Annotated in this window: 24 protein-coding genes and 1 tRNA gene; 16 read left to right on the plus strand and 9 right to left on the minus strand. The window is 55.9% G+C overall.

Annotated elements, in window-relative coordinates:
- Positions 1 to 12 precede the first annotated feature (12 nt).
- Entirely contained in the window at positions 13 to 2565 is a 2553-nt protein-coding gene (gene glgP, locus ACP2AU_RS00410; protein ID WP_426373793.1) for an alpha-glucan family phosphorylase, read from the plus strand.
- A gap of 2 nt (positions 2566 to 2567) precedes the next feature.
- On the opposite strand, the gene ACP2AU_RS00415 is transcribed toward glgP, so the two are convergent.
- The gene (locus ACP2AU_RS00415; RefSeq protein ID WP_426373794.1) at positions 2568 to 3773 is read right to left on the minus strand and encodes a 1-acyl-sn-glycerol-3-phosphate acyltransferase; all 1206 of its coding nucleotides are present in this window, start codon (positions 3771 to 3773) and stop codon (positions 2568 to 2570) included.
- A 168-nt stretch (positions 3774 to 3941) separates the two neighbouring features.
- On the opposite strand from ACP2AU_RS00415, the gene recQ reads away from it, so the two are divergent.
- On the plus strand, positions 3942 to 5819 hold the full coding sequence (gene recQ, locus ACP2AU_RS00420; RefSeq protein ID WP_426373795.1) for a DNA helicase RecQ: 1878 nt from the start codon (positions 3942 to 3944) through the stop codon (positions 5817 to 5819).
- Here the strand turns inward: recQ and ACP2AU_RS00425 are convergent.
- The gene (locus ACP2AU_RS00425) at positions 5803 to 6357 is read right to left on the minus strand and encodes a YiiD C-terminal domain-containing protein (protein WP_426373796.1); all 555 of its coding nucleotides are present in this window, start codon (positions 6355 to 6357) and stop codon (positions 5803 to 5805) included. The genes recQ and ACP2AU_RS00425 overlap by 17 nt on opposite strands.
- Before the next feature lie 178 nt (positions 6358 to 6535).
- Here ACP2AU_RS00425 and ACP2AU_RS00430 point away from each other — a divergent pair, with 178 nt between their 5' ends.
- The gene (locus tag ACP2AU_RS00430) at positions 6536 to 7462 is read left to right on the plus strand and encodes a hypothetical protein (RefSeq protein WP_426373797.1); all 927 of its coding nucleotides are present in this window, start codon (positions 6536 to 6538) and stop codon (positions 7460 to 7462) included.
- 23 nt (positions 7463 to 7485) lie between these two features.
- On the opposite strand, the gene ACP2AU_RS00435 is transcribed toward ACP2AU_RS00430, so the two are convergent.
- Positions 7486 to 9372, minus strand: a complete 1887-nt coding sequence (locus ACP2AU_RS00435) for a methyl-accepting chemotaxis protein (protein WP_426373798.1) — start codon at positions 9370 to 9372, stop codon at positions 7486 to 7488.
- Positions 9373 to 9587: 215 nt separating this feature from the next.
- Here ACP2AU_RS00435 and ACP2AU_RS00440 point away from each other — a divergent pair, with 215 nt between their 5' ends.
- From ACP2AU_RS00440 to ACP2AU_RS00450, 3 genes are all read left to right on the plus strand, one after another.
- Positions 9588 to 11108, plus strand: a complete 1521-nt coding sequence (locus ACP2AU_RS00440; RefSeq protein ID WP_426373799.1) for a GNAT family N-acetyltransferase — start codon at positions 9588 to 9590, stop codon at positions 11106 to 11108.
- A gap of 159 nt (positions 11109 to 11267) precedes the next feature.
- Positions 11268 to 11666, plus strand: a complete 399-nt coding sequence (locus ACP2AU_RS00445; protein ID WP_426373800.1) for a hypothetical protein — start codon at positions 11268 to 11270, stop codon at positions 11664 to 11666.
- Between the two features lie 43 nt (positions 11667 to 11709).
- Positions 11710 to 12327, plus strand: coding sequence for a helix-hairpin-helix domain-containing protein (locus ACP2AU_RS00450; protein WP_426373801.1), 618 nt, complete (start codon positions 11710 to 11712; stop codon positions 12325 to 12327).
- A gap of 44 nt (positions 12328 to 12371) precedes the next feature.
- Here ACP2AU_RS00450 and senB read toward each other — a convergent pair whose 3' ends face one another.
- Positions 12372 to 13430: a selenoneine biosynthesis selenosugar synthase SenB gene (gene senB / locus ACP2AU_RS00455; protein WP_426373802.1), complete on the minus strand. Its 1059-nt coding sequence runs from the start codon at positions 13428 to 13430 to the stop codon at positions 12372 to 12374.
- An 81-nt stretch (positions 13431 to 13511) separates the two neighbouring features.
- Here senB and ACP2AU_RS00460 point away from each other — a divergent pair, with 81 nt between their 5' ends.
- The 4 genes from ACP2AU_RS00460 (at position 13512) to ACP2AU_RS00475 (ending at position 17260) form a co-directional block, all read left to right on the plus strand.
- Positions 13512 to 14390, plus strand: coding sequence for a putative selenate ABC transporter substrate-binding protein (locus ACP2AU_RS00460; protein WP_426373803.1), 879 nt, complete (start codon positions 13512 to 13514; stop codon positions 14388 to 14390).
- On the plus strand, positions 14390 to 15040 hold the full coding sequence (locus tag ACP2AU_RS00465; RefSeq protein WP_426373804.1) for an ATP-binding cassette domain-containing protein: 651 nt from the start codon (positions 14390 to 14392) through the stop codon (positions 15038 to 15040). Before ACP2AU_RS00460 ends, ACP2AU_RS00465 begins: the two co-directional genes overlap by 1 nt.
- Positions 15041 to 15058: 18 nt before the next feature.
- Positions 15059 to 16525, plus strand: a complete 1467-nt coding sequence (locus tag ACP2AU_RS00470) for a PhnE/PtxC family ABC transporter permease (RefSeq protein WP_426373805.1) — start codon at positions 15059 to 15061, stop codon at positions 16523 to 16525.
- 147 nt (positions 16526 to 16672) lie between these two features.
- A complete protein-coding gene (locus ACP2AU_RS00475) occupies positions 16673 to 17260 on the plus strand; it encodes a hypothetical protein (protein ID WP_426373806.1) in 588 nt (195 codons plus the stop codon).
- Here the strand turns inward: ACP2AU_RS00475 and ACP2AU_RS00480 are convergent.
- Both ACP2AU_RS00480 and ACP2AU_RS00485 read right to left on the minus strand, forming a co-directional pair.
- Positions 17253 to 17546 carry a hypothetical protein gene (locus ACP2AU_RS00480; RefSeq protein WP_426373807.1) on the minus strand — a complete coding sequence of 98 codons (294 nt, stop codon included), beginning with the start codon at positions 17544 to 17546 and terminating at the stop codon, positions 17253 to 17255. The genes ACP2AU_RS00475 and ACP2AU_RS00480 overlap by 8 nt on opposite strands.
- A 40-nt stretch (positions 17547 to 17586) precedes the next feature.
- Positions 17587 to 18069 carry a hypothetical protein gene (locus ACP2AU_RS00485; protein ID WP_426373808.1) on the minus strand — a complete coding sequence of 161 codons (483 nt, stop codon included), beginning with the start codon at positions 18067 to 18069 and terminating at the stop codon, positions 17587 to 17589.
- Between the two features lie 101 nt (positions 18070 to 18170).
- On the opposite strand from ACP2AU_RS00485, the gene ACP2AU_RS00490 reads away from it, so the two are divergent.
- From ACP2AU_RS00490 to ACP2AU_RS00500, 3 genes are read left to right on the plus strand one after another with little or no spacing between them, the layout of a single operon-like run.
- Positions 18171 to 19091, plus strand: coding sequence for an ABC transporter ATP-binding protein (locus tag ACP2AU_RS00490; protein ID WP_426373809.1), 921 nt, complete (start codon positions 18171 to 18173; stop codon positions 19089 to 19091).
- Between the two features lie 24 nt (positions 19092 to 19115).
- Positions 19116 to 19877, plus strand: coding sequence for an ABC transporter permease (locus ACP2AU_RS00495; RefSeq protein ID WP_426373810.1), 762 nt, complete (start codon positions 19116 to 19118; stop codon positions 19875 to 19877).
- Positions 19874 to 20368 (plus strand): DUF192 domain-containing protein, encoded by a 495-nt coding sequence (locus ACP2AU_RS00500; RefSeq protein WP_426373811.1) that lies wholly within the window; start codon positions 19874 to 19876, stop codon positions 20366 to 20368. The genes ACP2AU_RS00495 and ACP2AU_RS00500 overlap by 4 nt, the downstream gene beginning before the upstream one ends.
- Here ACP2AU_RS00500 and ACP2AU_RS00505 read toward each other — a convergent pair whose 3' ends face one another.
- Positions 20369 to 21160 carry an enoyl-CoA hydratase gene (locus ACP2AU_RS00505; RefSeq protein WP_426373812.1) on the minus strand — a complete coding sequence of 264 codons (792 nt, stop codon included), beginning with the start codon at positions 21158 to 21160 and terminating at the stop codon, positions 20369 to 20371.
- A gap of 145 nt (positions 21161 to 21305) precedes the next feature.
- On the opposite strand from ACP2AU_RS00505, the gene ACP2AU_RS00510 reads away from it, so the two are divergent.
- Together ACP2AU_RS00510 and ACP2AU_RS00515 are read left to right on the plus strand one after the other, a co-directional pair.
- A complete protein-coding gene (locus ACP2AU_RS00510; protein ID WP_426373813.1) occupies positions 21306 to 21455 on the plus strand; it encodes a hypothetical protein in 150 nt (49 codons plus the stop codon).
- A gap of 192 nt (positions 21456 to 21647) precedes the next feature.
- Entirely contained in the window at positions 21648 to 22382 is a 735-nt protein-coding gene (locus ACP2AU_RS00515) for a THxN family PEP-CTERM protein (RefSeq protein ID WP_426373814.1), read from the plus strand.
- A 416-nt stretch (positions 22383 to 22798) separates the two neighbouring features.
- Here ACP2AU_RS00515 and ACP2AU_RS00520 read toward each other — a convergent pair.
- Together ACP2AU_RS00520 and ACP2AU_RS00525 are read right to left on the minus strand one after the other, a co-directional pair.
- Positions 22799 to 22885: transfer RNA gene (locus tag ACP2AU_RS00520), tRNA-Leu, on the minus strand.
- A gap of 83 nt (positions 22886 to 22968) precedes the next feature.
- Complete coding sequence (locus tag ACP2AU_RS00525) at positions 22969 to 23598, minus strand: class I SAM-dependent methyltransferase (RefSeq protein WP_426373815.1); 630 nt, start codon at positions 23596 to 23598, stop codon at positions 22969 to 22971.
- Between the two features lie 185 nt (positions 23599 to 23783).
- Here ACP2AU_RS00525 and ACP2AU_RS00530 point away from each other — a divergent pair, with 185 nt between their 5' ends.
- Positions 23784 to 25223 (plus strand): cytochrome ubiquinol oxidase subunit I, encoded by a 1440-nt coding sequence (locus ACP2AU_RS00530; RefSeq protein WP_426373816.1) that lies wholly within the window; start codon positions 23784 to 23786, stop codon positions 25221 to 25223.
- Position 25224 lies beyond the last annotated feature (1 nt).

The following is a 25224-nucleotide window of genomic DNA, read 5'->3' on the forward strand; positions in this document are numbered from 1 at the left end:
GAGATCATCATTATGCACAAGGCCACTGAATTCAGGCTGGAAGCTCGCCCCAGATTGCCCGACGCCCTGGCCCGGCTGGATGTTCTGGCCAATGATTTGTTCTATAGCTGGGATCACGGCGTGCGAAGCCTGTTCGCCAGGATTGATTTGCGTTTATGGCAGAAGGTCGAGCATAACCCCAAGCTGTTCCTGCGGCGGGTGGCCCAGGCCCGGCTCGAACAGGCGGCCGAAGATCGCGCGTTTCTTGCGGAGTACCGAAGAGTGCTGTCAGCTTACGACGCGTATCTTGATGCCGGGCCCGGCGCCGAAGTTCTGGAGGCTCTCGATCCGAAGCGAAGCCTGGTCGCCTATTTCTGCGCGGAATTCGGCTTTCACGAGAGCTTTCCGATTTATTCCGGCGGGCTGGGTATACTGGCGGGCGACCACTGCAAGGCCGCCAGTGATCTTGGGCTGCCCTTCGTTGCCGTTGGGCTGCTGTATCAGCAGGGCTATTTCATTCAGACCATCGACGCGCAGGGGCATCAAATAGCTCGTTATAAGTGCCACCCGAGCGATCAATTGCCGATTACACCGGTAGAGAAAAATGGCCAGCCATTAACGGTTTCTGTGCCGTTTCCCGGCCGTGAAGTGCACGCACGGGTCTGGCTGGCTCGCGTAGGACACATTTCGCTGTACCTGCTGGACACCAATACGCCGGAGAACAATGCGGAAGACCAGCAGCTCACGCTGCAGTTATATGGCGGCGATTCGGGCACGCGCATCAGCCAGGAAATGCTTCTGGGCATCGGCGGAACGCGGGTTCTGGCCGCGCTTGGAATCCGGCCAACCGTATGGCACATCAATGAAGGCCATGCCGCCTTCCAGATTCTGGAGCGATGCAGCATGGCGATGGCGGATGATCTGCCGTTCGGCGCCGCCCTCGAATCGGTTGCGGGGGCCACGCTGTTTACCACCCACACGCCGGTTCCTGCAGGCCACGACATCTTTCCCCGGGATCTGGTCGAGCATTTTCTGAGGCCTTATCTCGACTCGGCCGGCCTTGATTTCGACAGCGTGTTTGGTCTGGGCAGCAAAAATGGGGATCACAGTTTCAATATGACCAGCCTGGGATTGCGGGGGTCGCGCTTCCATAATGGCGTCAGCCGGATTCACGGCGGCGTTGCTTCTCGCATGGAAGGCGATATCTGGCCCCAGATTCCGGCCGAGGAAAACCCGATTGGCTACATCACCAATGGTATCCATGTGCCCACGTTCCTGGCACCGGAATGGGCAAGCCTGTTCGATATGCAGGCGCCGATGTGGAAAAGCGAACTGAGAAACCCGGCGTTCTGGCACTTCATCGATAACATTCCGGACTATCACTACTGGAGCGTTCACAAAGCGCTCAAGCAACAAATGGCAGAGTTCATTGTCCGCCGGCTAAAGCGCCAGCATCAGCGCAACGGTACCGGGCAGTCGGTTACCGAGAGGATGGCCCGCGAGCTGGTGTCGCCGGAGAAAGACGCATTGATCATCGGCTTCGCGCGCCGCTTCGCCACATACAAGCGGGCAACTCTGATTTTTTCAGATCTGCGCCGCCTCGAGCGCCTGTTAACCAATCCCGATCAGCCGATTGTGCTGGTGTTCGCCGGCAAGGCCCACCCCCAGGACACGCCCGGACAACAACTAATCAAGGTGATTCATGACCTCGCCATGCAGCCCACTCTGATGGGACACATCATCCTGCTGGAGGACTACGACCAGGCCATGGCACGGCGACTGCTCAGCGGCGTTGATGTCTGGCTGAATACCCCTGAATATCCCAAGGAAGCCAGTGGTACTTCCGGCGAAAAAGCCGCCGTGAACGGCGCGTTGAATCTCAGTGTGCTGGACGGCTGGTGGGGCGAAGGGTTCGACAAAACCAATGGCTGGGCAATAACCCCACGGGATACTGGGCTGGACGCGGAATTTCGCAACCGGGAAGAGGCAAGGGATTTGCTCGATCTGCTGGAACATGAAGTCATTCCCCTGTACTACGATCGTGCGTCCCAGGGCTACTCGAGAGGCTGGGTGACAAAGTCGAAAGCCTCCATGAAGACCATCACCCCCCGGTTCAATGCCCAGCGCATGGTGATGGATTATGTGCGGAACTATTATGAACCGGCAACGCGCCATGGCGTTGGCTTGCGGGAGAACGATGCCGAAGCGGCCAGGCAGCTGGCAGAGTGGAAAGGGAAAGTCCGGGAGGCCTGGCATGGAGTTTCCATCGAAATGGAGGGCTGTGTATCGGACCGCTGCCACTGGGATGAATCGGTAGAAGTGCACGTGACCGTTGCACTGAATGGTCTTGGGCCGGAGGACGTCCGGGTTGAATGCCTGGTTGCCCCGGACTGTACCGGAACCCATTCAGGGCCAGGGCCGAATGCTTTTGTTCTGGGGGCGAGCGGAGATAAAGAAGGCAAGACGCTTTTCTCGGCCCGGATTCAGCCGCCCTACCCGGGTTTACAAACCCTGCGGATACGAATATATCCGCATCACCGAGCGCTTGCCCACTCTCTGGAAATGGGTGCCATGCTATGGGTGTAAATTCAGTCTGAGGTCGGGTTCAGTGGTGCCTCGTGATGGCTTGCGGCCAGGGCATTCACCACCGGATTGGCATACATATCGAGCAGATACGGCCTGATTGCCGGTTCGCAGACGCCCAGACGACGTTCCATTTCCGAATGTGCAGCCTCCATATCGGCAGGCGACCAGGTTTCCGCGGTTACCACGCTCTCACCTACACTGCCCGGAGTCTCGTGGGCGCCCGGGTGCACGCCCCGCATCTGGTATGCCACCAGGTTAGATGCGTGCAGGTGGTAGTTGGCGTGCATCTCGCGATCGATATACGCGGCCAGCGCTTTTGGGTTATCCGGTGAATCAGCAATCGGAGTGCCAAAATGCACATGGACATGGCCCTTGTAGCCAGTCAGGCCTTTTACGATTTGTTCTGTGTCCTCGCCTTCGGCTTTGCGATAGGTTCCCGTACGAGAGCGTATTTCCAGTTCTCTGGCTTTATCGGCGTCACAGGGGTCGTATTCGTAAGCAATCGAAACCGGAACGATATGCAGCCGGTTTATGGCCTCGCCAAATGCCAGCCCGCTTTTTTTCCGGCTCATGTAGAACATTTTGATAATGGCGGGATCGGTTGCATCAATGCCGTCTTTTGCACGGCCCTCGCGCTGGGCAATCCAGATGCTGTGGTTGGTATCAATGCTGTGATTGATAAAGCTAGACAGCGTCAGATAAGCATCTCGCATTTCTCGGGGACTGGTCATGTTACGGCGCACCACAAAACTCTTGTTGAGCCGCATCATCTCGGCAAACACCCGGTTGGTCAGCAGGTTGTCGCCAATGGCGATTCGCGTGGTGGGAAAGCCGTTACGGAACAGCAGATAATTGACAACCATCGGGTCGAAGACAATGTCCCGATGGTTGGAGATAAACAAATGCGCCGTGTTCTTGTCGAGATTGTCCAGCCCACTGTGGGTAATGCGGCACGTTGTGCGCTCTACCAGATCCCCAACGTGCTGGGAAATACCGGCCTGCAAATCATCGACCCTGGTGTAGTGGCCAAAGCGGCTGGCCAGCCACCGTCGTGTAAACATCCTGAGAGCAGCCGGGGCCCATTTTGCGAGCCTGGGCGATTTGAAGCGGCCAACCAGATCCAGAAACTCACGATCGTTAACCAGTCTCTGGATGGTGGGTGCGGTTTCTTCATCCGAATAGGGTCGGATTGCGTCGAATTCCTGCATGCAAGACCTGTTGTTATGCGCAGCGTTGATCACAGTGAGTGGAAAGGGCGCTATTGTACCCTTTCGACTGCCTGTTTGCCTCCACCCCGAATGGCCAGTTGACCAAAGGCGAGGCAGGATCTGTTAGAATCGCCCGCGTTAATTACTCTGCCACGGGCCGACCGCCGAATGTACATGAATCAGGACTTCGATCAACTCGCCAGCGAGCCGCCAAGCGCGGCAGACCGCAACCCGGAGCAGGTGTTGCACGAAGTGTTCGGCTACGAAAGCTTCCGGCCATTGCAGGGCGACATCGTTAATGAGCTGGTAAGCGGCGGCGATGCCCTGGTACTGATGCCCACAGGCGGGGGTAAGTCTCTGTGCTATCAGGTTCCCGCACTTGTTCGGCCGGGCACAGCCATTGTGATTTCACCCCTGATTGCGCTGATGCAAGACCAGGTGGCTGCGCTTCGGGAGCTGGGCGTGAGGGCCGCCTTCCTTAATTCCACCATGGATTTCGAGCAGGCACGGGCTACCGAATACGCGCTTTCGACTGGCGAACTTGACCTGCTTTACTGTGCCCCTGAGCGACTCATTCAGCCACGTACCATCGAATTACTGCATAACGCCTCTTTGTCGCTCTTTGCCATTGACGAGGCCCACTGCGTGTCCCAGTGGGGGCACGATTTCCGGTCTGATTATCTGGGCCTGAGTATGTTGGCCGAGGAATTCCCCGGAATCCCGCGAATCGCGCTGACGGCAACAGCCGACGAACGCACCCGCAAAGAAATTGCCGAACGGTTGTCACTGACAACGGCTCGCCATTTCATCAGCGGCTTTGATCGCCCGAACATTCAATACCGGATAACTCCTAAAACAAATGCAAACAAGCAGTTGCTGGACTTTATTAAAGCCGAGCATGAAGATGACTGTGGCATTGTCTATTGTTTGTCCCGAAACAAAGTCGATGCCACAGCCCGCTTATTAAGCAGCAAAGGCTACACGGCACTCCCCTACCATGCCGGCTTGAATGCCGAGGAGCGCGCGCGCAATCAGGAACGATTTCTGCGTGAAGATGGCGTCATTGTGGTCGCAACCATTGCCTTCGGTATGGGCATCGACAAACCGGATGTGCGTTTTGTCGCCCACCTGGATCTGCCCAAAAGCCTGGAAGCCTATTATCAGGAAACCGGGCGCGCCGGCCGCGATGGCAAACCTTCCACGGCTTGGATGGTGTATGGGCTTCAGGATGTTATCAAGCTCCGGCAAATGCTGGAGGCCTCCCAGGGTAACGATCAGTTCAAACGAATTGAGCGTCAAAAGCTGGATGCCATGCTGGGGCTATGTGAAGTTACCCAGTGCCGGCGGCAGGTGCTGTTGAACTACTTCGGAGATGCGCTTGAAAGCCCATGCGGAAACTGCGACACCTGCCTTAACCCGCCAAAAACCTGGGATGGCACGGTCGCTGTTCAGAAAGCGCTATCGTGTGTGTATCGCACCGGCCAGCGTTTCGGCGTCAACTACGTCATTGACGTTCTGAGGGGGTCGGAAAACGAGCGCATTCTGCAATCGGGCCATCAGGCCATAACCACTTATGGCATCGGGCAGGAGCTGTCCGCGAATGAGTGGAAGTCGGTATTCCGGCAACTGGTGGCGAATGGCTATCTGCGGGCAGACCCGGAGGGTTATGGCGCCCTGCAATTAACCGAGCAGTGCCGGCCGCTGCTCAAGGGTAAGCAAGCCATTGAGCTACGGAAAGACCCGGTTGCCCCCAAAGCCTCCGGAACCCGAGCGTCAGGCAATCGGCGCAGCGGGCAAGACGTGCGGGAGCAGATCACAGACCAGGAGGGCTGGGATGCGTTGCGGGCCTGTCGAAAGGAGCTGGCAGACAAACAGGGCGTGCCACCCTATGTGATTTTTCACGACACAACGCTGTTCGATATGCTTGAGCGCCGCCCCGCCAACCTGGAAGAGCTGGCAGAAGTCAGCGGTGTCGGCGCTGCGAAACTCGAGAAATACGGTGAGGTTTTCCTGCAGGCGCTGAAATCTCTCAGCTCCGGGGCGTGAACCCTTTCTTGCGCACCCGGTAGTGAGCTGTTGATGTGGCAACGTGATTGCCTTCTTCGTCTTTCAGAATACCCTCAAGACTGAACCTGGCCCGGCCCGTGGCATCTGCGTCCGCAAGAATGGCTGCCACGGCTTCAGGCGACAAAGAAAACTCCACGGTAACGTCCGAATTGGCGGGCTGCAAAAACTCCAGGGTCATTTCCTTGAGAATCGGCGTGTAGGCGGGGCCCAGATCAAACAGGGTGAGCACGCCGCCGGGGATTTCTGCCACCAGAAAATAGGCTCCCGCGTATAAACTGCCAAAATGGTTCTTGTTGCCTTTCAGGCGCACCCGGGCTTTGACATAACCGGGCCGGAGCTCTTCAACACTGAAATGATTGCGGGGGGCAAACGGAATTGCCATGCCAATAACACGATTAACCGCCGCATAGCTGCCGGTTTTCTTCAGCCATTCCAGAGGCTGCAGCAGGGTAGCCCTGGGGTCACTGGAACTCACCCATTGGCCGGCAGTGCCAATCAAAGAATCAATAAGAGCCATAACGTCACATCCTGAAATAAAGAAAGCGCGATATTTGCAGCCGTATCGGGCCAGTTCAAGCATCTTTTACGTTTTTTTTGAAATCGTTATGTTTTGGGCGGCAGATTATGATTTAAGCTATCTTGGTAGTTTTCACCGCACTGCCGCGCTCGGCACCGGATAGCATGGGAGCTTGCGATTGACCGCGTACAAGACCATCCGAAAGTATTTGTGGCCGGCTCTGGTGTTTTTGGCCGTTTTTCAGCTGCAACCGGTGTCTGCATCACAAGGGGAGCAGGCCTCTGCCCGGGAGTACATCCTCTGGTACCGTAATTATGACAATCCCGCCGTTCGCGCCCTGGTAGAGCTCGCCCTTCATAAAACTCCCGAATTCGACGATTTCCGGATTGTCCGCAGTGCAGTCATCAGCCAGGGGCGCGCTTTGCGGGAGCTCGCCAACCCCCGAAGAAAGCTGCTTGATATTGCCAATATGGCCACTTCGGCGGAGCGGGAATCCTACGTGAAAGCCATTCCTGTGCCGCTAGACGGTGGTTTGTTGGGGTTCAGGGTGTGTCTTACGCTGCCAGAGCACCTGGCCCTGTTTGACGGAGTCGAGACCCTTGAGGACTTCCGTCAGCGCAATATCCGGATCGGCCAGGGATCGCACTGGCCGGACACTGAAATTCTGAAGGCAAACGGTATAGGCGTGGTCACGCACGCCCGCTACGAAATTCTCTTCGGGATGCTTAGGAATCAAAGGTTCGAGTGTTTTGCCCGCAGCGTCAGCGAAGTGCTTTTCGATATTGAGCACAACAATGCCGAAGATCTGGTGATCGAGCCCGACCTGCTTCTGGCTTATCCGATGCCCTCTTACCTGTTCGTGGCACGCGGGGACCATGAAACAGCACAAAGATTGCGGCTGGGGCTGGAACGGGCCATCGCAGATGGAAGTTTCGCCGTGTATCTCGACACCTGGTTCGGTAAGGCGGTTTCAGAACTCGGGCTGGATCAGCGGACCATTCTCACGCTTGCCAATCCCTATTTGAGCGAGGAATCGCGGCACATCGGGCGGAAGGCGCTGGAAAACCTTATCCGGCTGCGAAACACACTTGAACAGTCACAATAACAGGCCGTCCGTGGCACGGTATGCTAGACCTTGAAGCGGGTAACCCGATCGCTCAGAGTGCCGCCAATGGTTTCGATATGTCCGCTGTAGACATCGTTCTCACTGGCTGACCTGGCCGCCTCCTGCCCCTGATCGGCAATCCGGGTGATGGACGAGTTGAGCTCCTCCGTCACTGACGTCTGTTCCTCTGAGGCGGTGGCAATCTGGGATGTCATCTGACTGATTGCCGTGATCGCGTCGACAATACGATTCAGCGACTCCATGGCATCCTGGGCTTTCTCCATACTGACATTGGAGACTGCTGTAGACGCCTTCATCACCTCGACTGCATCATTGGCACCCTTCTGCAGTCGCTCAATCATATTGTTGATTTCTTCGGTAGACGACTGCGTGCGCTGGGCAAGATTTCTCACCTCGTCGGCCACCACCGCAAAACCGCGGCCTGCATCCCCCGCCCGCGCTGCCTCAATGGCCGCGTTCAGGGCCAGCAAGTTGGTTTGCTCGGCAATACCCTGAATAACTTCAAGTACGGTGGTAATTGAAGATACATCTTTACCCAGCGTATCAATTACTTCGGCAGCCCCGTTAATCTCGCCCGCCAGCTTTTGCACCGCATCCCGTGATGCGGTGACGGTCTCAAGCGACCCACGGCTTTCCTGGTCTGCATTCTCGGCAGCCTCGGCGGTTTGCTGTGCGTTCTGGGCGATTTCTCCGGCCGCTGCCGACATTTCATTAATGGCCGTTGCGATCATGTCGATTTCATGCTGTTGGCCTTCGACGCTGTTTCTGCTGTCGCTGGATGTTTGGCGCAGAGATTTTACGTTCTCCTCAAGCTCGTCACTGCCCTCTTTTACTTGCCGGACCACCTGCTGGATGTTGGCAACGAACGTGTTGAAGCTGGAGGCCAACTGGCCGAACTCATCCGATGTGGTGTCGTCCAGGCGCTGCGTCAGATCCGCCTCCCCCGAAGCAATATCCGACAGGGCTTTATTCAGGCGGCGAACCGGGGCCATAAGCGTGCGAATGCCGAAATGCAGAATAACCAGTGCAATCAGCAGGCCCACAACGGCAATGGTCATGCCGGTTGCACGGGCAGCAACCACAGGCTCCTGGATTTTGTCCCAATTGACCACTGACCCCATATACCAGTCGACGCTACGGGCTTCAGAAATCGGGAAAAATGCCGCACTCCAGGTGGTATCCTGACGCTCGAACTGCCTGGGCGTGCCGTCAAGCGATGGAGCAAACCCAAGAAGATCGTTTACATTCTGCCCCACCAGCGATTCGTCCGGGTGGAACAAAATCGTTCCCTGCCGGGTGACCAGAACCGCATAACCGGCATCGCCGAGCGTGATGGTGGAGAGCAGTTCCTGAATGGCATTCAGCGTAATATCCATGCCCGCTACGCCCCGGAAAGCGCCGGAAGACACCGGCGCTATTGCAGACAACAGCGTCTCGCCACTCTGGGCATCCTGGTAAGTTTCCGTAAAGGAAGCCCTGCCCTCATTCATGGCCTGTTGATACCAGGGGCGCTGACGGGGATCAAAGCCGGCAGGCAGGGAGTCTTCGATTTCCTGGGTGCGCATCAGCATCCGGCCGGTACTGGTTCCAACGTAGACGTCTTTCGCGCCGCTGGCCCGGGTCATACCATTTAAAATATTGCGAGCCATCGCCTGGGTTCGAACATCTTCAAGCGACGCTGCGACCGCTTCGGTCATGTCCAGGCGTGTGTTGAGCCAGTCGGCAATGCTGGCCGTACTTTGTTTCACCGCATCATCGAGCATTGCAGTGACATAGGTATTCGTGGTTTTCTGCAGTCGTTGATCTGCCGAGAACGTAAAGACAGACATGATGACCACAACCAGAACGCCAACGGCGAGCAGTAATTTTTGGCCGAACGTTAATTTCACGTGGGAATTCCTCCTGTAAGCGCCCGACGATGATACCGCTCAGGCTGCTGAAGCGCAGTTACTGTTCGTATCGGCCAGAACAGCAAAGGCTTTAATACCTATTTAGTGCATAAGACAACGTTGTCGGCTTGGGGGTCGAGTGGTTCAAACGCTCGTCTGCTAGAATGCCCGGGCAAGTCTACCTGACAGTCACAGTTAAACGATGGAGAGCGTTAATGGCCCATGAAGAGCTGCACCTTAATCTGCGCAACCTGAACCTGGATGACTATAGCCAGCTTCAGGAGCTAATGGATCGGGTTTATAACGATATCGGTGGTGCGTGGCCGAAGGAGACGATCAAAGCGCTGGTAGAACAATTTCCAGATGGCCAGATCTGCATCGAGGAAAGCGGCCAGCTGGTCGCAGTGGCCCTGACCGTCAGCGTGAAATACGAGCGGTTCAGCAACCCTCACGCCTACGACGACCTCATCCTGCGCAACGAGAAGATCTGGCATAACCCCAACGGCGACTCACTCTATGGGCTGGATGTGTTCATCGACCCGGAATACCGTGGCTACCGCCTGGGCCGGCGACTTTACGAAGCCAGAAAAGAGCTCTGTCGTTCCATGAATCTGCGGGCCATTCTTGCCGGCGGGCGCATTCCAAACTACTTCAAGTACGCCGAACAATACACGCCGGAAGAATATATCCAGCGGGTAGACCGGAAAGAAATCTATGATCCGATTCTGACCTTCCAGCTGTCCAACGATTTCCAGGTTACCCGGCTGATGCATAAATACCTGCCGGAAGATCAGAAATCCCTGGGCTATGCCACGCTTCTGGAATGGAGAAACATCCTCTATACGCCGCCTTCCCCGGTCCTGAGTGTCAAGAAAACCCAGGTGCGCATGGGGGCGGTTCAGTGGCAAATGCGGGAATTTACCTCCGTAGAAGAAGTACTCGAACAGGTAGAATACTTCGTGGACGCACTCTCTGATTACAAGAGCGACTTTGCCCTGTTTCCGGAGTTTTTCAACGCCCCGCTGATGGGGCTGACCGACCAGATGGACCAGACCCGCGCGATTCGCTTTCTGGCCGGATTCACCGAACAATTCCGGAATGAAATGTCAGAGATGGCGGTGAGCTATAACATCAACATCGTAACCGGCTCGATGCCATTGATTGAGGATGATCGCGTTTACAACGTTTCCTACCTGTGTCACCGGGATGGCCGGGTGGACGAGCAGCGCAAGGTGCATATCACCCCGCACGAGCGTCGAGACTGGGTCATAGAGGGCGGTGATCGTTTTCAGGTGTTCGATACAGACGCTGGCCGCGTTGCGATAATGATCTGTTACGACATCGAATTCCCGGAGCTGGGCCGGATTGCGGCCACCCAGGACGTCGATATCATTTGCGTTCCATTCTGGACCGACACCAAGAACGGTTACCTGCGGGTTCGTCATTGCGCCCAGGCCCGGGCTATTGAGAACGAATGCTACGTAGTGATCACAGGCAGCGTGGGGAATTTGCCGAAGGTAGAGAACCTGGATGTTCAGTACGCACAGTCTTCGGTATTCTCACCGTCCGACTTCGCCTTCCCCCACGATGCGGTGATGGCCGAGACCACGCCCAATACCGAAATGATCATGTTTTCAGATATGGATCTGGAAAAGCTCAAACTGGTCAGAAACGAAGGCTCTGTGACCAACCTGAAAGACCGCCGGGTTGATATGTACGAGCTTAAAACCCGTTAACCAATGCTTGTGGCCCCGGCAGACGGGGCCAATTCCTGATTATTTCCATGAACGAGCCAGGGTAGATGGCTGACAGCATTGCCAAAAGTTTTTTGCCCGTCTATTGTTTAATTACTGTTCAGAAGATCTGACCGACTTCACTTTCAGAGCAAGTGTTTCATGAACGAAGAATTACCCGATCTGGTTGCGCGATTCCGGGTTCGACACGGGATTTTCCGCCGGGAAACCGTGGAAGCCAGGCTTTACGAACTCGACAGCTTCGGTTGCGTGATGAAAACGGATAAATTGTTTGAGCCCGGCGACACCGTGGTGCTGGAGTTGGTCATGGATATGCCCTTTGAAGAGATTCGCGCCGGTGGCTTGACTGCACTTGTTACCGAGAAGAGAAAGCACTGCAGCAATTTCTTCTACTCGCTTGATTTTGTAGAGCTTAATAGTCGTGACGGCTCACCGACTTCAGACAAGCTGAGGCGCATACGTGAAGTGTTGCTCAAGAAGCAGAGCCTCAAATCCAGGCGTGGCTCCAGCCCGCCTGCCAACACGCAACAGATGGCCTGATACCCACTTTTTTCATTTGCCAACTCTCGTAAGGAGACAGTCTATGGCCAAGAAAGCCAAGCCAAGCGTTGATAAAATCGTCAAAAAAGTAAACAAAGAATTTGAGAAAACCTCGGCACAAATCGAGGGTTTGATCAATGATGCCCTGAAGCAGTTCGATAGTTTGCAGAACCAGGTTCAGGAACCGGTGCGCAAGCTACTGAAAGATATGGATAAGCTGCGCGACCGGGAAATGAAGCGTTTCAATGACGAGTTTGAGCGCCGCATGGATGAGTTCCATGAGCTGCAGTCCGCCCTGCTTGAGCGACTTGGCATGGAAGGCAAAGGTAGCGACCAGGCGCCCGAAAAACGCCAGGCGGACACTCAGGACAGCAAGCCCGCCGCCGCGAAGAAGACGGCGCCCAAGCCTGCGGCCAAGAAGAGTGGCGCGACCAAAACCAAGGCCGCAAAGCCCAAAAAGGCAGCCAAGCCGAAAGATAACAGCGACCTGACCCGTATCAAGGGCATCGGGCCGGCCACGGCCAAAAAGATGCAGGACGCTGGCATTACCACCATCGAGCAAATTGCCCATCCCAGCGATGAAGATCAGCAGAAGCTTGAAGCCTTCAAGAGTGTAAAAGGCTTCAGCGAACTGCCAGCTGAAGCCCAAAAGGTGTTATAACACCCTGAAACCGGCTCGCTGTCACGGGTAGGCTATTTATCGGCCTACCCGTCTCCATAGCATCTTGCAAGAGCAGTCAATAAGCTCTCGCGCTCTTTTTCGGGCGTGAACGAGGGAGCCAGTTCCAGAACTCTTCCGCGCAATTCTGCCAAAAATTCGTTATCCGTTTCTGCGCGCCACATCAGTTCAGCCAACGCATGATCATCTTTCGCCGGGAAGTATCCGGGATAGTCATCCCCAAGCAGCCCCCGGTTACCCGGAATGTCAGAGGCAAGAACAGGCAACCCGGCGCGGCACGCCTCAGACACCACGTTAGCCCCGCCTTCCATTACCGAACTGATCACCATCAGGTGGCTGACCGCCATCAGGTTGTCCAGCTGGGCGCGCTCCAGCTGCCCCAGATAATGAAACCGGGGATTGCTCCGGCTCTCATCCAGTGCTTTTTCATGCCATTCCGGGCTATGGGCCTTGCCTGCGCATGACACAACAATACGGGAATCGTCCGGCAGATGCCGGCAGGCCCAGGCCGCTCGCAAAGAATCCTTTTCATCGCGCAAGTGCCCAATCACGCAAATGTGGAACTCACCAGGCTCTGTGCGGGACGCGCCCGTTACAGCGGGCCTGGGTGCTGATTGCCGCAGGCACAACAGTTTTTTGTGATAACGCGGGGGGATATCGGCCGCCACCTTGTCGTGAAGGCCAATCAGCAGATCGGCGGCATCCATTGAACAGTGGGTGGTTTGTGGGGCCTCGTGCTGGTAACGGTAGATATCCGTGCCGGTAAGTACCACGATTAACGGCCGTTTTGGCCACAATTCGCGATACCGCGCAACAGCCGCTGCGCTTCGCCAGGCGTGCAGGGCGATCAGGCAGTCCGGCTCCCCGTTGTGGTAATCGGTAACCACTTCAACCTGATGGCCCGCAGACTCGAGCAACTGCTGCCAGCGCTTGGCTGTGGCCCGGTTGCCCGCCTTGGAGTCCGGCCCGGCCGGCGTAACGATGGTCAGTTCCATGGGGTTCACTGTTTCGGATTTGGCAAAATTCTGCCTGCGACATGGCGCGGGGTAAAGCCCGGTCTCGTACAGCGGTTCAGACTTGACCAAAATCACGGTATCCTTAACCGGTTTTCAGGCACATGGCAACATTTCATAAGAAACCACACCCCCGCAAAGGAATGATTCGTTATGACAATCCGTAATCTCAGGAAATGGCTGGCAACCGGTATTATTTCTCTGGCCGCAGCGACCACGGCGCAGGCGGACACTTTCGTGTTTACCGCCATTCCAGATGAAGATGAAACCAAACTGGTGGAGCGCTTCCGGGGTGTGGCTGATTACCTGGAGCAGCAACTGGATGTCGAGGTGCGTTATATCCCGGTAAAATCCTATGCTGCGGCTGTGTCTGCTTTCCGAAACAACCAGGTGCAGCTCGCCTGGTTCGGCGGCTTGTCCGGCGTTCAGGCACGCCGCCTGGTGCCTGGCTCCGAGGCTATTGCCCAGGGCGTTGAAGACCAGTCCTTTGAGACTTACTTCATTGCCAACACCAGCACCGGCATCCAGCCCGCCGATAATCTGGCAGATCTGGAAAAAGGTTTTCGCGGCAAAAACTTTACCTTCGGCTCCAAAGGCTCTACCTCCGGGCGGCTGATGCCGGAGTTCTATCTTCGTGACGTGTTCGGTGAAGCGCCGGAATCGTTTTTCTCGCGCGTGGGTTTCAGCGGCAATCATACCCGGACATTGCGCCTGGTTGAGTCCGGAACCTACGAAGTTGGCGCACTGAACTTTAAAGTCTGGGAGAAAGAACTGGAAAATGGCAACGTCGATCCCGACGCCGTCCAGGTTGTCTGGAAAACCCCGGGCTACCCGGATTACCAGTGGACCATTCGCGGCGATGTGAACGAGCGGTTCGGTGATGGCTTCAAACAGAAAGTGGCTGAGGCCCTGTTGAACCTTGAAGACCCGGCCCTGCTCGAGAGTTTTCCACGTTCCGGCTTCATCCCTGCCACGAACGACGACTACGAGCCCATTCGCGCAACGGCGGAAAACATCGGAATTCTGGATTAATGTCAGGGTTTGATTTCAAGGGCCTGACCGCCAGTTTCGGAGGAGAACGGGTTATTGGCCCGCTCTCCTTCCGCGTTAATGAAGGTGACCACATTGGCCTGGTCGGCAAGAGTGGTGCCGGCAAATCCACACTCATTCGCCTGCTATATGACAATCTGCTGGGCCAGGCGTCGCTAGTACCTCAAGACTTGGGGCTGGTCAATGCGCTGCCGGTGTTTCATAACGTGTTTATGGGGCAGCTTGACCAGCATTCCGCCTGGTACAACACGCTAACCCTGTTGCGGCCTTTCCAGCGAGACAAGAGTGCTGTCAGTGCCTTGTTAGCGGAGATGAGGATGCCCGAAAAACTCTGGACGCCCGCGGCCACCCTGTCTGGCGGCCAGCGGCAACGGGTTGCAATTGCCAGGGCTCTCTACCGGCACGCGCCTACCCTGCTGGCTGACGAACCCATTTCCGCACTCGATGGCCCCATGGCTACGCAGGTGATGACCTTACTCACAAGCCGGTTTAACACCAGCGTTGTTGCTCTGCATGATATCGATATGGCGCTCGCGCATTGCTCACGTATTATCGGCATTCAGAATGGCCAGATTGCCCTGGATCAACCTTCCAGTGAGCTGACCGCAACCGACATTTCCGCACTTTACTGACAGGCATCGATCCAGAGAATGTTCGCCTATCCGACCGTACGAGCCAGCCTGATCTTTGTAGCCGTGGCGTTGCTCGGGCTGTTGTTTGCCGACATCGCCATTACCACCGCCAATCCATGGCAGGATCTCGGTCGTTTCTTCCTGGGCGTGGCTACGCCAAACTTTTTCAGCACCGAAGGCTTGATGACCGCGCTCTTGCGGACCGTGGCGTTCGCCTTTGTTGGCGTTACCCTCGGCAGTCTATTTGGCTTTTTACTGGCACTGATTTATCGCTTCTTGCCGGTGCGATTATTTTGCGCCTTTATCCGCGCTATCCATGAACTGTTCTGGGCTCTGATCTTCCTGCAATTTTTCGGGTTTCATCCGCTCACCGGCGTGCTGGCCATCGCCATCCCCTACGCCGGCATTTTCGCCAAGGTTTATTCGGAAATTCTGGAAGAGGCGGACCCGGAACCGGCGCGTATTCTGCCGCCGGGCACCCCCTCTCTGGCGGCCTTTCTGTACGCAAAGATCCCGGATTGTTGGGTGCAGATGAGAACCTACACGGCCTACCGCCTTGAATGCGGCCTTCGCTCTTCCGCGATTCTTGGCTTCGTGGGGCTGCCAACCCTGGGGTTCTACCTGGAGTCCTCGTTTTCCCAGGGCCTCTATTCCGACGCCGGCGCCATGCTGATTTTGTTCTATGTTCTGATTGCAACCATGCCGCTCTGGTTGCGGCCGAAACTGCTGCCGATCTATGTGCTGGCTGCGCCGTTTTTCCTGGGTGAAGGCCTGCCAATCGTGTGGGGTAATGTAGAACGATTCTTCACCCAGGACATTATCCCGTCGCCCATTCGAGATGGTGAGGGCATGGCAGAAATCTGGGCTTGGCTGGCCGACGTCATGGTCACCGAGGCTGGGCCGGGCATCTGGAATACGGTGGTGCTAACCCAGATAGCCCTGGTAGCGACAGGGCTTCTGTCCCTTCTGGCTTTTCCGCTGATTTCCAGGCACTTCGGCGGCCCGGTCCGGCGTACGTCTGGCCATGTACTGCTTGTTATAGCCCGGTCTACTCCCGAGTACATTCTCGCCTATATCCTCCTGCAACTCTGGGGGCCTTCCATGTTGCCTGCGGTGGTCGCTCTGGCACTGCACAATGGCGGGATTATTGGCCACTTGATCGGGCGGCAGACCAACAGCCTGCATCTGCGCCCGGATGCGCCCACCGGCTTTTCCCGATACAGCTGGGAACTGGTACCAAGGGTCTATCGCTCGTTTCTCGCGTTCCTGTTTTACCGCTGGGAGATCATCATGCGCGAGACTGCAATACTCGGTATTCTGGGTATTTACACGCTGGGCTTCTACGTCGACAGTGCTATCCAGAACATCCAGTTTGATCGCGCGATGATCCTGATTCTGATTACCGCCCTGCTAAACATCGGAGTCGATATCCTCGGGCGCCACATCAGGCGCAAACTCGCGCTGCAGACCATGCCCACCTGTTGATCGCCTGTGTGCGTTGTCACATTTCCTGAATGTGGCAACGCACACAGGTCTTATTTTACGCCTTGCGGACTGCGCTTCCCGGTTACACACCGTTACAATCTACCCGAATTGCTCAATTTGTCTTTTCGTTGCAAGAGGAAGTTCAGGATGATCAGTGGATTGATCGCCTTCACAGAGTTTGGGTTGCTGGCATTATTGGCGGCGTTGGCTGGCCGGGTGGTTCGGCTCTATCGCGAAGAGCCTTTTATGGTTGCAGGCGCCTTAGCTGCCTCCGCCTCCCCTTCACCCACCGCCTCTCGCACACGGCCGCACTCTCGGGCCGGTGAGCCGGGAGGCCCGGGCACGGCTGATAGAACCGAGTTGTTTACGCAGTTGCATATCCTGATCGGCTTGCAGGAACGGGATTGTCGGGTTCAGGGGTTATTGCTTTGTGAGTCGCCGATGGCGGTTCGCCTCTATGCCGCCGCCTGGCTGTATGGTGCAGCTTGCGCTCTGAGCCTGAAATCCAATCGGCATTCCCGTGCGCTGGCGGCCATGGTCGCCGGCATTATCAGCCGCAAGACGGGCATCCGGCAAACCGAGGCCCAGGAGGCTCTGGGTGGGCTCACCCACAGTGCGGTGTTACTGGCGTGTTATCGGGCGGGGCTCGAAAGTGCTGAATTCTGGCAACGCCATCAGTTTGTGCCCCGGGAATCAAGCCTGTACGAGGCGATCACCAGCAACGCATTTATTTAGCGGTTTCCAGTGTCCAGTCGTTACCGAGGTTAACGGTCTCTTCACTGGATTCGTTGGCCGGTACGCCGGTGATTGCCGGCTTGGTGAAGCCGCCGTCATCAGTGTGCTCCATCGATTCAACATCAACCGCCCGCACCACCCACGACTGACCATCCGCCAACACGGTCGCCCGGTGGGTAAGGCCGAATACGAACCGGCAGTAATCCAGCTTCAGCTGAACAAGGTCCTGCTCGGCCTTGCGGATTTTGCGCACCAGCACCTTCTGAACACTTTCCCCGTAATCCATCACTGTTCCCTGGAAATCATGACAATTTGACGCGATTTAACTATTTCTCAGCGCGGAAAACCAGTGTCAGAGGCACATTTTCCATTACCTTCTGGCCATCCTGAAGGTCTATGCGCCAGATCATGTCTCCGCCGGTTGTGCAAAATGGCGCGGTAAACGTTGCCTGGTAGAGTGTTGGCGCTTTCTGAGACAAAGGCACCGGGTATTCGCCCATATACATCGACTGCCCCCTGAGTACTGCCAGAAACCGCTCAGGCGGTGCAGGCGCCTGCACCGTCAACCGGTACTCCATGCCCTGGTCGCCCGCCTTCAGGGTGGTCAGTTCGGCCCGCCAGGTGCCTTTGCCGGTTTCCCAGCGGCATGGTTCCGAAAGCAGTTTGCACTCAGGCCGATCGCCGGCTGGAGTGGCACTTTCCTCCCACCCGGGCCCCAGGGCCAACAGTACAATTGCACCAACAACTAAACCCAGAACCCCAATGGCTCGTACCATACCCTGCCCCACAGCCAGACGTTTAGCGGGCATTATGGGGGTAATTCCCGACGCAGCAAAGGTTTCTAAAGTATTGCCAGCATGAGAAAATGCCCGGCTTTTCTGGTCGACCATCAACAGAACAGGACACGCCCGTGCAACCGGACATCTCCGTAAAGCACCTGAACAAGGTCTACGAAGACGGCTTCCAGGCCCTCAAAGACGTGAATCTCGATATCTATCCAGGTGAGATTTTTGCGTTGCTCGGCCCCAACGGTGCCGGAAAGACCACGCTCATTTCCATTATTTGTGGCATCGTCAACAAGGGCCAGGGCGAGGTGAAAGCGGCCGGGCACGACATTGTGAAGCAGTACCGCAAAGCCCGGGAAGCGATTGGCCTGGTCCCCCAGGAATTGAATACAGATTCGTTTGAGACGGTTTGGGACGCAGTGTCGTTCAGCCGTGGTCTATTCGGCAAGTCGCCCAAACCCGCCCATATCGAAAAGGTACTCAAAGACCTCTCACTCTGGGATAAGCGTGACAACCGGATCATGTCGCTCTCCGGAGGCATGAAGCGCCGGGTGATGATCGCCAAAGCCCTCTCCCACGAACCGCGCATCCTGTTTCTGGATGAACCGACAGCGGGTGTTGATGTAGAGCTCCGGCGTGATATGTGGGAAATGGTGCGCAAACTTCGGGAAAATGGCACCACTATCATCCTGACCACCCACTACATCGAAGAAGCCGAGGAGATGGCCGACCGGATCGGGGTCATACGCCAGGGCGAAATCATCCTGGTGGAAGACAAGGATCGGCTGATGTCCAAGCTGGGCAAAAAAGAACTCCGGCTGCAGCTCCACCAGAAACTCGATGAACTACCCGGAGAGTTGACGCTGGAGCCCATCGAGCTATCGGACGACGGCTACGAACTGATTTATACCTTCGACTCCCAGCAGCAACAAGCGGGCGTGGCCCGCCTTCTGCGCACTTTGGGCGATCTCGATATTGAATACCGTGATCTGCAAACCCGGGAAAGCTCCCTGGAAGAGATATTCGTGGGCCTGGTGCACGAGTAACCACCCGCGCAAACGGAGAGATCCATGAATCTTTACGGTGTAAAAGCGATTTATAAATTCGAGATGGCACGCATGAAACGCACGGTCATGCAGAGTGTGCTGTCGCCGGTTATTTCCACGTGCCTGTACTTTGTGGTCTTCGGCTCGGCCATCGGCTCGCGTATGGGAGACATCGACAACATCAGCTATGGCGCGTACATCATTCCCGGGCTGGTGATGCTGTCACTGCTCATGCAGAGCATCTCGAACGCCTCGTTCGGCATTTATATGCCCAAGTTTTCCGGCACCATCTACGAGGTGCTGTCGGCCCCCGTCTCATACGTCGAGATTGTGCTCGGGTATGTCGGTGCCGCCACCACCAAAGCCGTTATTCTTGGCCTGATCATTCTCGCCACCGCGAAACTGTTCGTTGATTACTCGATTCTGCATCCGTTCTGGATGCTATCGTTCCTGATTTTAACAGCGATGACTTTCAGCCTGTTTGGCTTCATTATTGGAATCTGGGCTGACGGCTTCGAAAAGCTGCAAATTGTTCCTATGATGATTGTCACCCCCCTGGTCTTTCTCGGCGGTACTTTCTACTCCATCGATATGCTGCCGGAAGTCTGGCAAACCATCAGCCTGTTTAACCCGGTGGTATACCTGATCAGCGGGTTCCGCTGGGCATTTTATGGCGTCTCGGACATTCACGTTGGGATCAGCGTCGGGATGACCCTGGTGTTTCTGACCATGTGCATGACGGCGGTCTGGTGGATTTTCAAAACCGGATATCGACTGCGCTCATGATGATCCGCTGGCTGATTGTATTCGCGACAACGACTGCCCTGACCGGCTGTGGCCTGGCCGACGCGAAAAGCCCCGAGCCTCTGCCCAAAATTGAAGCCTGCTTCGTGACTGACGACCAGGCCCACCCTGTGATACTGGAAACAGCCAGTGACAGCAAAACCCGCCAGAAAGGCTTGATGGGGCGCCAGGCGCTCGCGGAGAACGCCGGTATGCTGTTCAGTTATGATTATGAACGCCGACCGGAACAGGGCTTCTGGATGTACAAGACCATGATTCCCCTGGACATTGCTTTTCTGGATAAGCGAGGCACGATCGTGAGCATCCGCCAAATGCACCCCTGTGCGTCCTCTCGCAGTAACGACTGCCCCGGCTATCCCGCCGGAGCCGCATACTGGCACGCGGTTGAAATGAACCTGGGGTATTTCAACCGGCGGAACATAGCGATTGGTGACCACCTGACCCGGGGCGAGGCCGCGGACTGCTCACCCTGATCAACGGTGCTGCCAGTCTGGCGCGCGCTTATCCAGAAACGCGGAAATCCCTTCCCGGGCGTCGTTAGCCTGCATATTTTCAGCCATCACATGGGCGGTGTAGTCGTAGGCCTGGTCAAGCGACATCTCCAGTTGCCGATAAAAGGCTTCCTTACCAATTCTCAGTGTGTGGCCGGATTTTCCTGCGATGGTCGCCGCCATGCCATAAACCGTTTCATCCAGGGCTTCTGATGCCACCGCCCGGTTAATCAGGCCTATCTGTTCCGCACGCTCTGCGCTTATCAGTTCACCGGTCAACAGCATTTCCAAGGCATGTTTGCGGCTGATGTTGCGCGATAAAGCGACCATCGGCGTTGAACAGAACAAGCCAATATTGACCCCCGGCGTGGCGAACCGTGCGCCCCGCTCTGCAACCGCCAGATCGCAGCTGGCCACCAACTGGCAACCAGCGGCAGTGGCTACACCGCTAACCCGGGCAATCACCGGTTTCGGCAGGTTCACAATTTGCTGCATGACTTTGCTGCATTGCTGAAACAACTTTAACTGAAAGTCGTGACTATCAATCTGCTCGTGCATCTCCCTGAGATCATGCCCCGCGCAAAACACCTTTCCCGCTGCGGCAAGCACCACCACACGCGTGCCCCCGTCCCGGCCAAGATCAGTCAAAACGCCAGAGAGCGACTCAAGCATGGCCATCGACAGGCTGTTCCGCTGCGCTGGCTGGTTCAGGGTTATCGTGGCTATACCATGTTCAGTGTGAACGCGTACCGGTGCGTCAGTCGCTTCTGTCATACAACACTCCCATTCGAGGCTCGATTTTGCTCTCTCCCCAGTATTCCCAACACCGCTGCCGGTGTCGAACCGACCTTTGGCCAATGGTTGTAATCTCAGCCTTCGCCCTCAGGCTAGAAGTAAATACAGGCAAAGAAGGTGATGTATGTCCCTCTCAAACTTGTTGAAGGCTCTTGTTGGCCTCGCCATCATCATTGGCGGCATTCTTGTTGTCATTAAAGACGAACCTGCCGCACCGACCGGTGACATCAATCGCATTGAGCCACTGCCGCAACAAGATAACCCTGACCGGTGATTTCGCGGCTGTCCGTATTTTTTACACTTACCCGAACCAAGGCGTGATCAGGCACGGCCGAATGACTTGTTTGATACTGTAAAACTGGCGTTTTTTTGTACTGGGCATCCCTGTTGCTACTTAACACGGGTAGCCCAGGGAATCCCTTGGGCCGAGGCAATCAAATGACGAAGCCCACAGGGAGTGTCACACATGAACAAAAAAATTATGCTTGCCGGCGCCGCAGTGGCCCTGTTTACCGCAGGATCTGTCCAAGCTGCGGTTATTCAGCTGACCAACGTTAGCGGTAGCTGGACGTCTACCAATCCAACAGCCCCCGCGGTGAGCGGCGGTGGCACCAATGAAATCCGATGGGGTAACCCTGCCAATCAGCAAAACCAACAGAGTGGCTATCGCTTTGACGGCGCGGCACCGCCTGTCGTCAACGTAAATGAAAACGTGAACTTCAATCTGGGAACGTTCACCCACTTTAACTGGCCGATCACGGGGACGGCTCTGAATACGGCCGAACTCACCGTTGAAACAACCTTGTCGATTGATGGCAACATAGAAACCGTCTCATCGGTTTTCGATTTTGAGCATCTGGAAACCACCAACAACAGCAATCCCTGCGCTGACGGTGGTCAAAACGGGGTTGGCGTCAACGTCAACGGCTGCGCCGACCGTGTTGCCTTTGCCCTGAACACTGGCGCATCAGATTCTTTTCTGATCGGTGGCGTTAATTACTTTGTCGATATTTCCGGCTTTTTCTACAACAACGCCCTGGCCAATGAGTTCTGGACCAAAGAAAGTTTCGACAATGAAGCTGAGTTGAAAGGCATCATCACCTCCCGCTCGGTGTCTGTGCCAGAGCCCTCTACTCTCGCCTTGTTGGGGCTTGGCTTATTGGGATTCGGTGTAAGAAAGCGGATGGCCAAAACCGCCTGAGCGACCTGACACTGCCTAAAACCGCGGCTGGAAACAGGCGCGGTTTTTTTAACGCCAACCCCGATCGAGATGATCCCAAGCAGCATCAGCAATGTCTTAGGCATTTACATAAGTCCCCAACTGTTGGCCGTCAGACACAACTATAGCGTCGGCTCCGTGTGCCTCCAACCAGCGGGCTTCATCCACAGTTGTCGCGGTAGAGAGTATTTTCGGGCTCAAATTCCGCCAGAACGTCAGCGGCTTCGGTGCTAAAAGGCAAATAATCCCGTAGCTCGCGGCCTTCTCGAATGACCTAGGGATGACGGGAGGCAATCTCAATGAGCGCTTTTTGCCGGGCCAGAGGGTTCATTGTGCCTACACATGGGGATCAATCGCGATGATGAGGCAAAATGCTTGCGATAAATTATTGATAAATATGGTGCCCGGAGCCGGAATCGAACCGGCACGGCCTTGCGGCCGAGAGATTTTAAGTCTCTTGTGTCTACCAATTTCACCATCCGGGCATAGGAGGGGAATTGCTGAGGGCACGAATTGTATAAGGGCCGGTGGCGTAACGCAATTCCGTTTCGAAGGGGCCACTATTTCTTTATGGGCTCTCGGGGTTTGTTGCCCTGCCCTTGTAGATGTAGCCCGCAATTCTGGGTGCATTGGGCATATAGAGGTTGTCCAGCTCCTGGATCTCAAAGCCGGCTTCCCGGATCAAATCGGCAATATGGCGGTTCAGGTGGCAGCCACCCGCAATTTTCCGCCAACCGGGGGTGATGCGGTGTTGCCACTTTCGAATGCCGTGTTGTGGCGATTCGCCATGCTCCAGAAAGAGCAGGTTTCCGCCGGGCCGCAGTACACGTTTCATCTGGCGTAGGGCTTCGCGCCAGTCCGGGATGGTACACAGCGTAAATGTTAGCAGCACGGTGTCCACGCTATTGTCATCCAGCGGGATCTGTTCGCCCGGCAAATCCAGCCACTCCACGTGGATCGGGCTTTTCTGGAGGTTTGGCAGGGCTTTTCGTCGCATCCCTTCGGAGGGCTCCAGGCCGTAAACCTTGTCAACTTCGCGCGGATTGTAAAACTGCAGGTTGATGCCGGAACCCATGCCAACTTCCAGAACGCGCCCTGTGGCCTGTGGCACAAGCTGGCTGCGTAATTTCATTACCTGCCCCGTGGAGCAGGCCTTGTCGATAATATGCGGGAGGATGCGGTCCTCGTAAAAGCTCATGCGGCTCACCATAATTGTTTTAAATCAAGGGGTGCGACAAACTGCCCTATCCAAATCTGCTACGATTTGCGTAGCATTGTAAATATCTGCCGGCAATAACAACATAACAAAATCAACTAAGGCAGCGGCTGAACGGGTGCGCTGGCCCCGTTTGTTATGATTTGTGCGAGTTACCGGAGGTTCCTATGGAACTCGATCCCCTCATCCTATCGCGAATACAGTTCGCGTTCGTGGTGTCATTTCACGCCATTTTCCCGGTGTTTACCATCGGGCTCGCCTCCTACATCGCGGTGCTCGAAGGCCTGGCCTTCAAAACCCGTAATCCGGTATGGACCAAGCTCTCGTCTTTCTGGACCAAAGTGTTTGCTGTGGTCTTCGGCATGGGTGTGGTGTCGGGCATTGTGATGTCGTTTCAGTTCGGCACCAACTGGAGCAACTTTGCGCAGGCGTCTGCCAACTTTCTGGGGCCCATGCTCAGTTATGAAGTGATTACGGCATTTTTCCTGGAAGCTGCCTTTCTGGGGGTTTTGTTGTTTGGCCGAAACAAAGTGCCTGCGGGTGTTCACCTTTTCGCAGCGATAATGGTCGCCACCGGCACCTTTATCTCTTCATTCTGGATTCTCTCTGCCAATAGCTGGATGCAAACCCCGGCGGGCGTCGAGTTCCGTGACGGTGTCTTCCACGTGGTGTCCTGGAGCGAGGCTATTTTCAATCCCTCCTTCCCGTATCGGTTCCTGCATATGGTGTTGGCCTCCTTTCTGACCGGTGGTTTTGTAGTGGCGGGCGTCAGTGCCTGGTACCTGCTGCGTGGCCGTGAAGTGGAAGCCAACCGTAAAGCGCTGTCCATGTGCTTGTGGTTGTTGCTGATCATTGCTCCGGCCCAGGCTGTTGTGGGTGATTTCCACGGTTTGAACACTCTGGAGCATCAGCCCGCCAAAGTCGCGGCCATGGAAGGAAACTGGGAAACCTCCGGTAACGTGCCTTTGCTGTTGTTTGCAATTCCGGACCAGGAAAACCAGACCAATTTGTTCGAAATTGGTATTCCGAATCTCGCCAGCCTGATCCTCACCCACGATGTGAATGGCGAGGTGCCGGGCCTGAATGAAGTTGCGGTGGAAGAACAACCTCCGGTTGCGCTGGTGTTCTGGTCTTTCCGCATAATGGTGGGTCTCGGCCTGTTGATGATCCTGTTTGCTGTGGCAGGCCTGGTATTGCGGGCCGGTGGCCGGCTTTACAAAGCCCGCTGGTACCTTCAGGGGTTGCGGTTTATGAGCGTTGCGCCTTTCATCGCGGTGCTTACCGGTTGGTTTGTCACCGAAACTGGCCGGGCACCCTGGCTGGTCTATGGAATGATGACCCAGGCCGAAGCGGTAACACCATCGCTGACCGGCGGTATGGCGTTGTTTACCCTCATCGGCTATATCGTTGTGTACTCCCTGGTTTTCAGCGCGGGCGTGTATTACCTGATGCGCGTCCTGTTCGTGGGTCTTGAAGATGCCGATGATGAAGAGCACGTTTCCGACCGCCCGGCACGCCCGCTTTCTGCGGCTCATGTACCGTTTGAAATCGAATCCGAAAATCAGGATGCGCAGCAGACCAATCCGGCTATAAAAGGGGGCCACTGAC

Origin of the sequence: Marinobacter sp. VGCF2001 (genome assembly GCF_049943275.1) — a bacterium.
Taxonomy (GTDB): Bacteria; Pseudomonadota; Gammaproteobacteria; order Pseudomonadales; family Oleiphilaceae; genus Marinobacter.

Bases quoted from the DNA above. Each gene is read 5' to 3' on its own strand.
- glgP (WP_426373793.1), top strand. From the start codon at position 13: ATGCACAAGGCCACTGAATTCAGGCTGGAAGCTCGCCCCAGATTGCCC.
- ACP2AU_RS00415 (WP_426373794.1), bottom strand. From the start codon at position 3,773: ATGCAGGAATTCGACGCAATCCGACCCTATTCGGATGAAGAAACCGCA.
- recQ (WP_426373795.1), top strand. From the start codon at position 3,942: ATGTACATGAATCAGGACTTCGATCAACTCGCCAGCGAGCCGCCAAGC.
- ACP2AU_RS00425 (WP_426373796.1), bottom strand. From the start codon at position 6,357: ATGGCTCTTATTGATTCTTTGATTGGCACTGCCGGCCAATGGGTGAGT.
- ACP2AU_RS00440 (WP_426373799.1), top strand. From the start codon at position 9,588: ATGGCCCATGAAGAGCTGCACCTTAATCTGCGCAACCTGAACCTGGAT.
- ACP2AU_RS00445 (WP_426373800.1), top strand. From the start codon at position 11,268: ATGAACGAAGAATTACCCGATCTGGTTGCGCGATTCCGGGTTCGACAC.
- ACP2AU_RS00450 (WP_426373801.1), top strand. From the start codon at position 11,710: ATGGCCAAGAAAGCCAAGCCAAGCGTTGATAAAATCGTCAAAAAAGTA.
- ACP2AU_RS00460 (WP_426373803.1), top strand. From the start codon at position 13,512: ATGACAATCCGTAATCTCAGGAAATGGCTGGCAACCGGTATTATTTCT.
- ACP2AU_RS00465 (WP_426373804.1), top strand. From the start codon at position 14,390: ATGTCAGGGTTTGATTTCAAGGGCCTGACCGCCAGTTTCGGAGGAGAA.
- ACP2AU_RS00470 (WP_426373805.1), top strand. From the start codon at position 15,059: ATGTTCGCCTATCCGACCGTACGAGCCAGCCTGATCTTTGTAGCCGTG.
- ACP2AU_RS00475 (WP_426373806.1), top strand. From the start codon at position 16,673: ATGATCAGTGGATTGATCGCCTTCACAGAGTTTGGGTTGCTGGCATTA.
- ACP2AU_RS00480 (WP_426373807.1), bottom strand. From the start codon at position 17,546: ATGGATTACGGGGAAAGTGTTCAGAAGGTGCTGGTGCGCAAAATCCGC.
- ACP2AU_RS00485 (WP_426373808.1), bottom strand. From the start codon at position 18,069: ATGCCCGCTAAACGTCTGGCTGTGGGGCAGGGTATGGTACGAGCCATT.
- ACP2AU_RS00495 (WP_426373810.1), top strand. From the start codon at position 19,116: ATGAATCTTTACGGTGTAAAAGCGATTTATAAATTCGAGATGGCACGC.
- ACP2AU_RS00500 (WP_426373811.1), top strand. From the start codon at position 19,874: ATGATGATCCGCTGGCTGATTGTATTCGCGACAACGACTGCCCTGACC.
- ACP2AU_RS00505 (WP_426373812.1), bottom strand. From the start codon at position 21,160: ATGACAGAAGCGACTGACGCACCGGTACGCGTTCACACTGAACATGGT.
- ACP2AU_RS00510 (WP_426373813.1), top strand. From the start codon at position 21,306: ATGTCCCTCTCAAACTTGTTGAAGGCTCTTGTTGGCCTCGCCATCATC.
- ACP2AU_RS00515 (WP_426373814.1), top strand. From the start codon at position 21,648: ATGAACAAAAAAATTATGCTTGCCGGCGCCGCAGTGGCCCTGTTTACC.
- ACP2AU_RS00525 (WP_426373815.1), bottom strand. From the start codon at position 23,598: ATGAGCTTTTACGAGGACCGCATCCTCCCGCATATTATCGACAAGGCC.
- ACP2AU_RS00530 (WP_426373816.1), top strand. From the start codon at position 23,784: ATGGAACTCGATCCCCTCATCCTATCGCGAATACAGTTCGCGTTCGTG.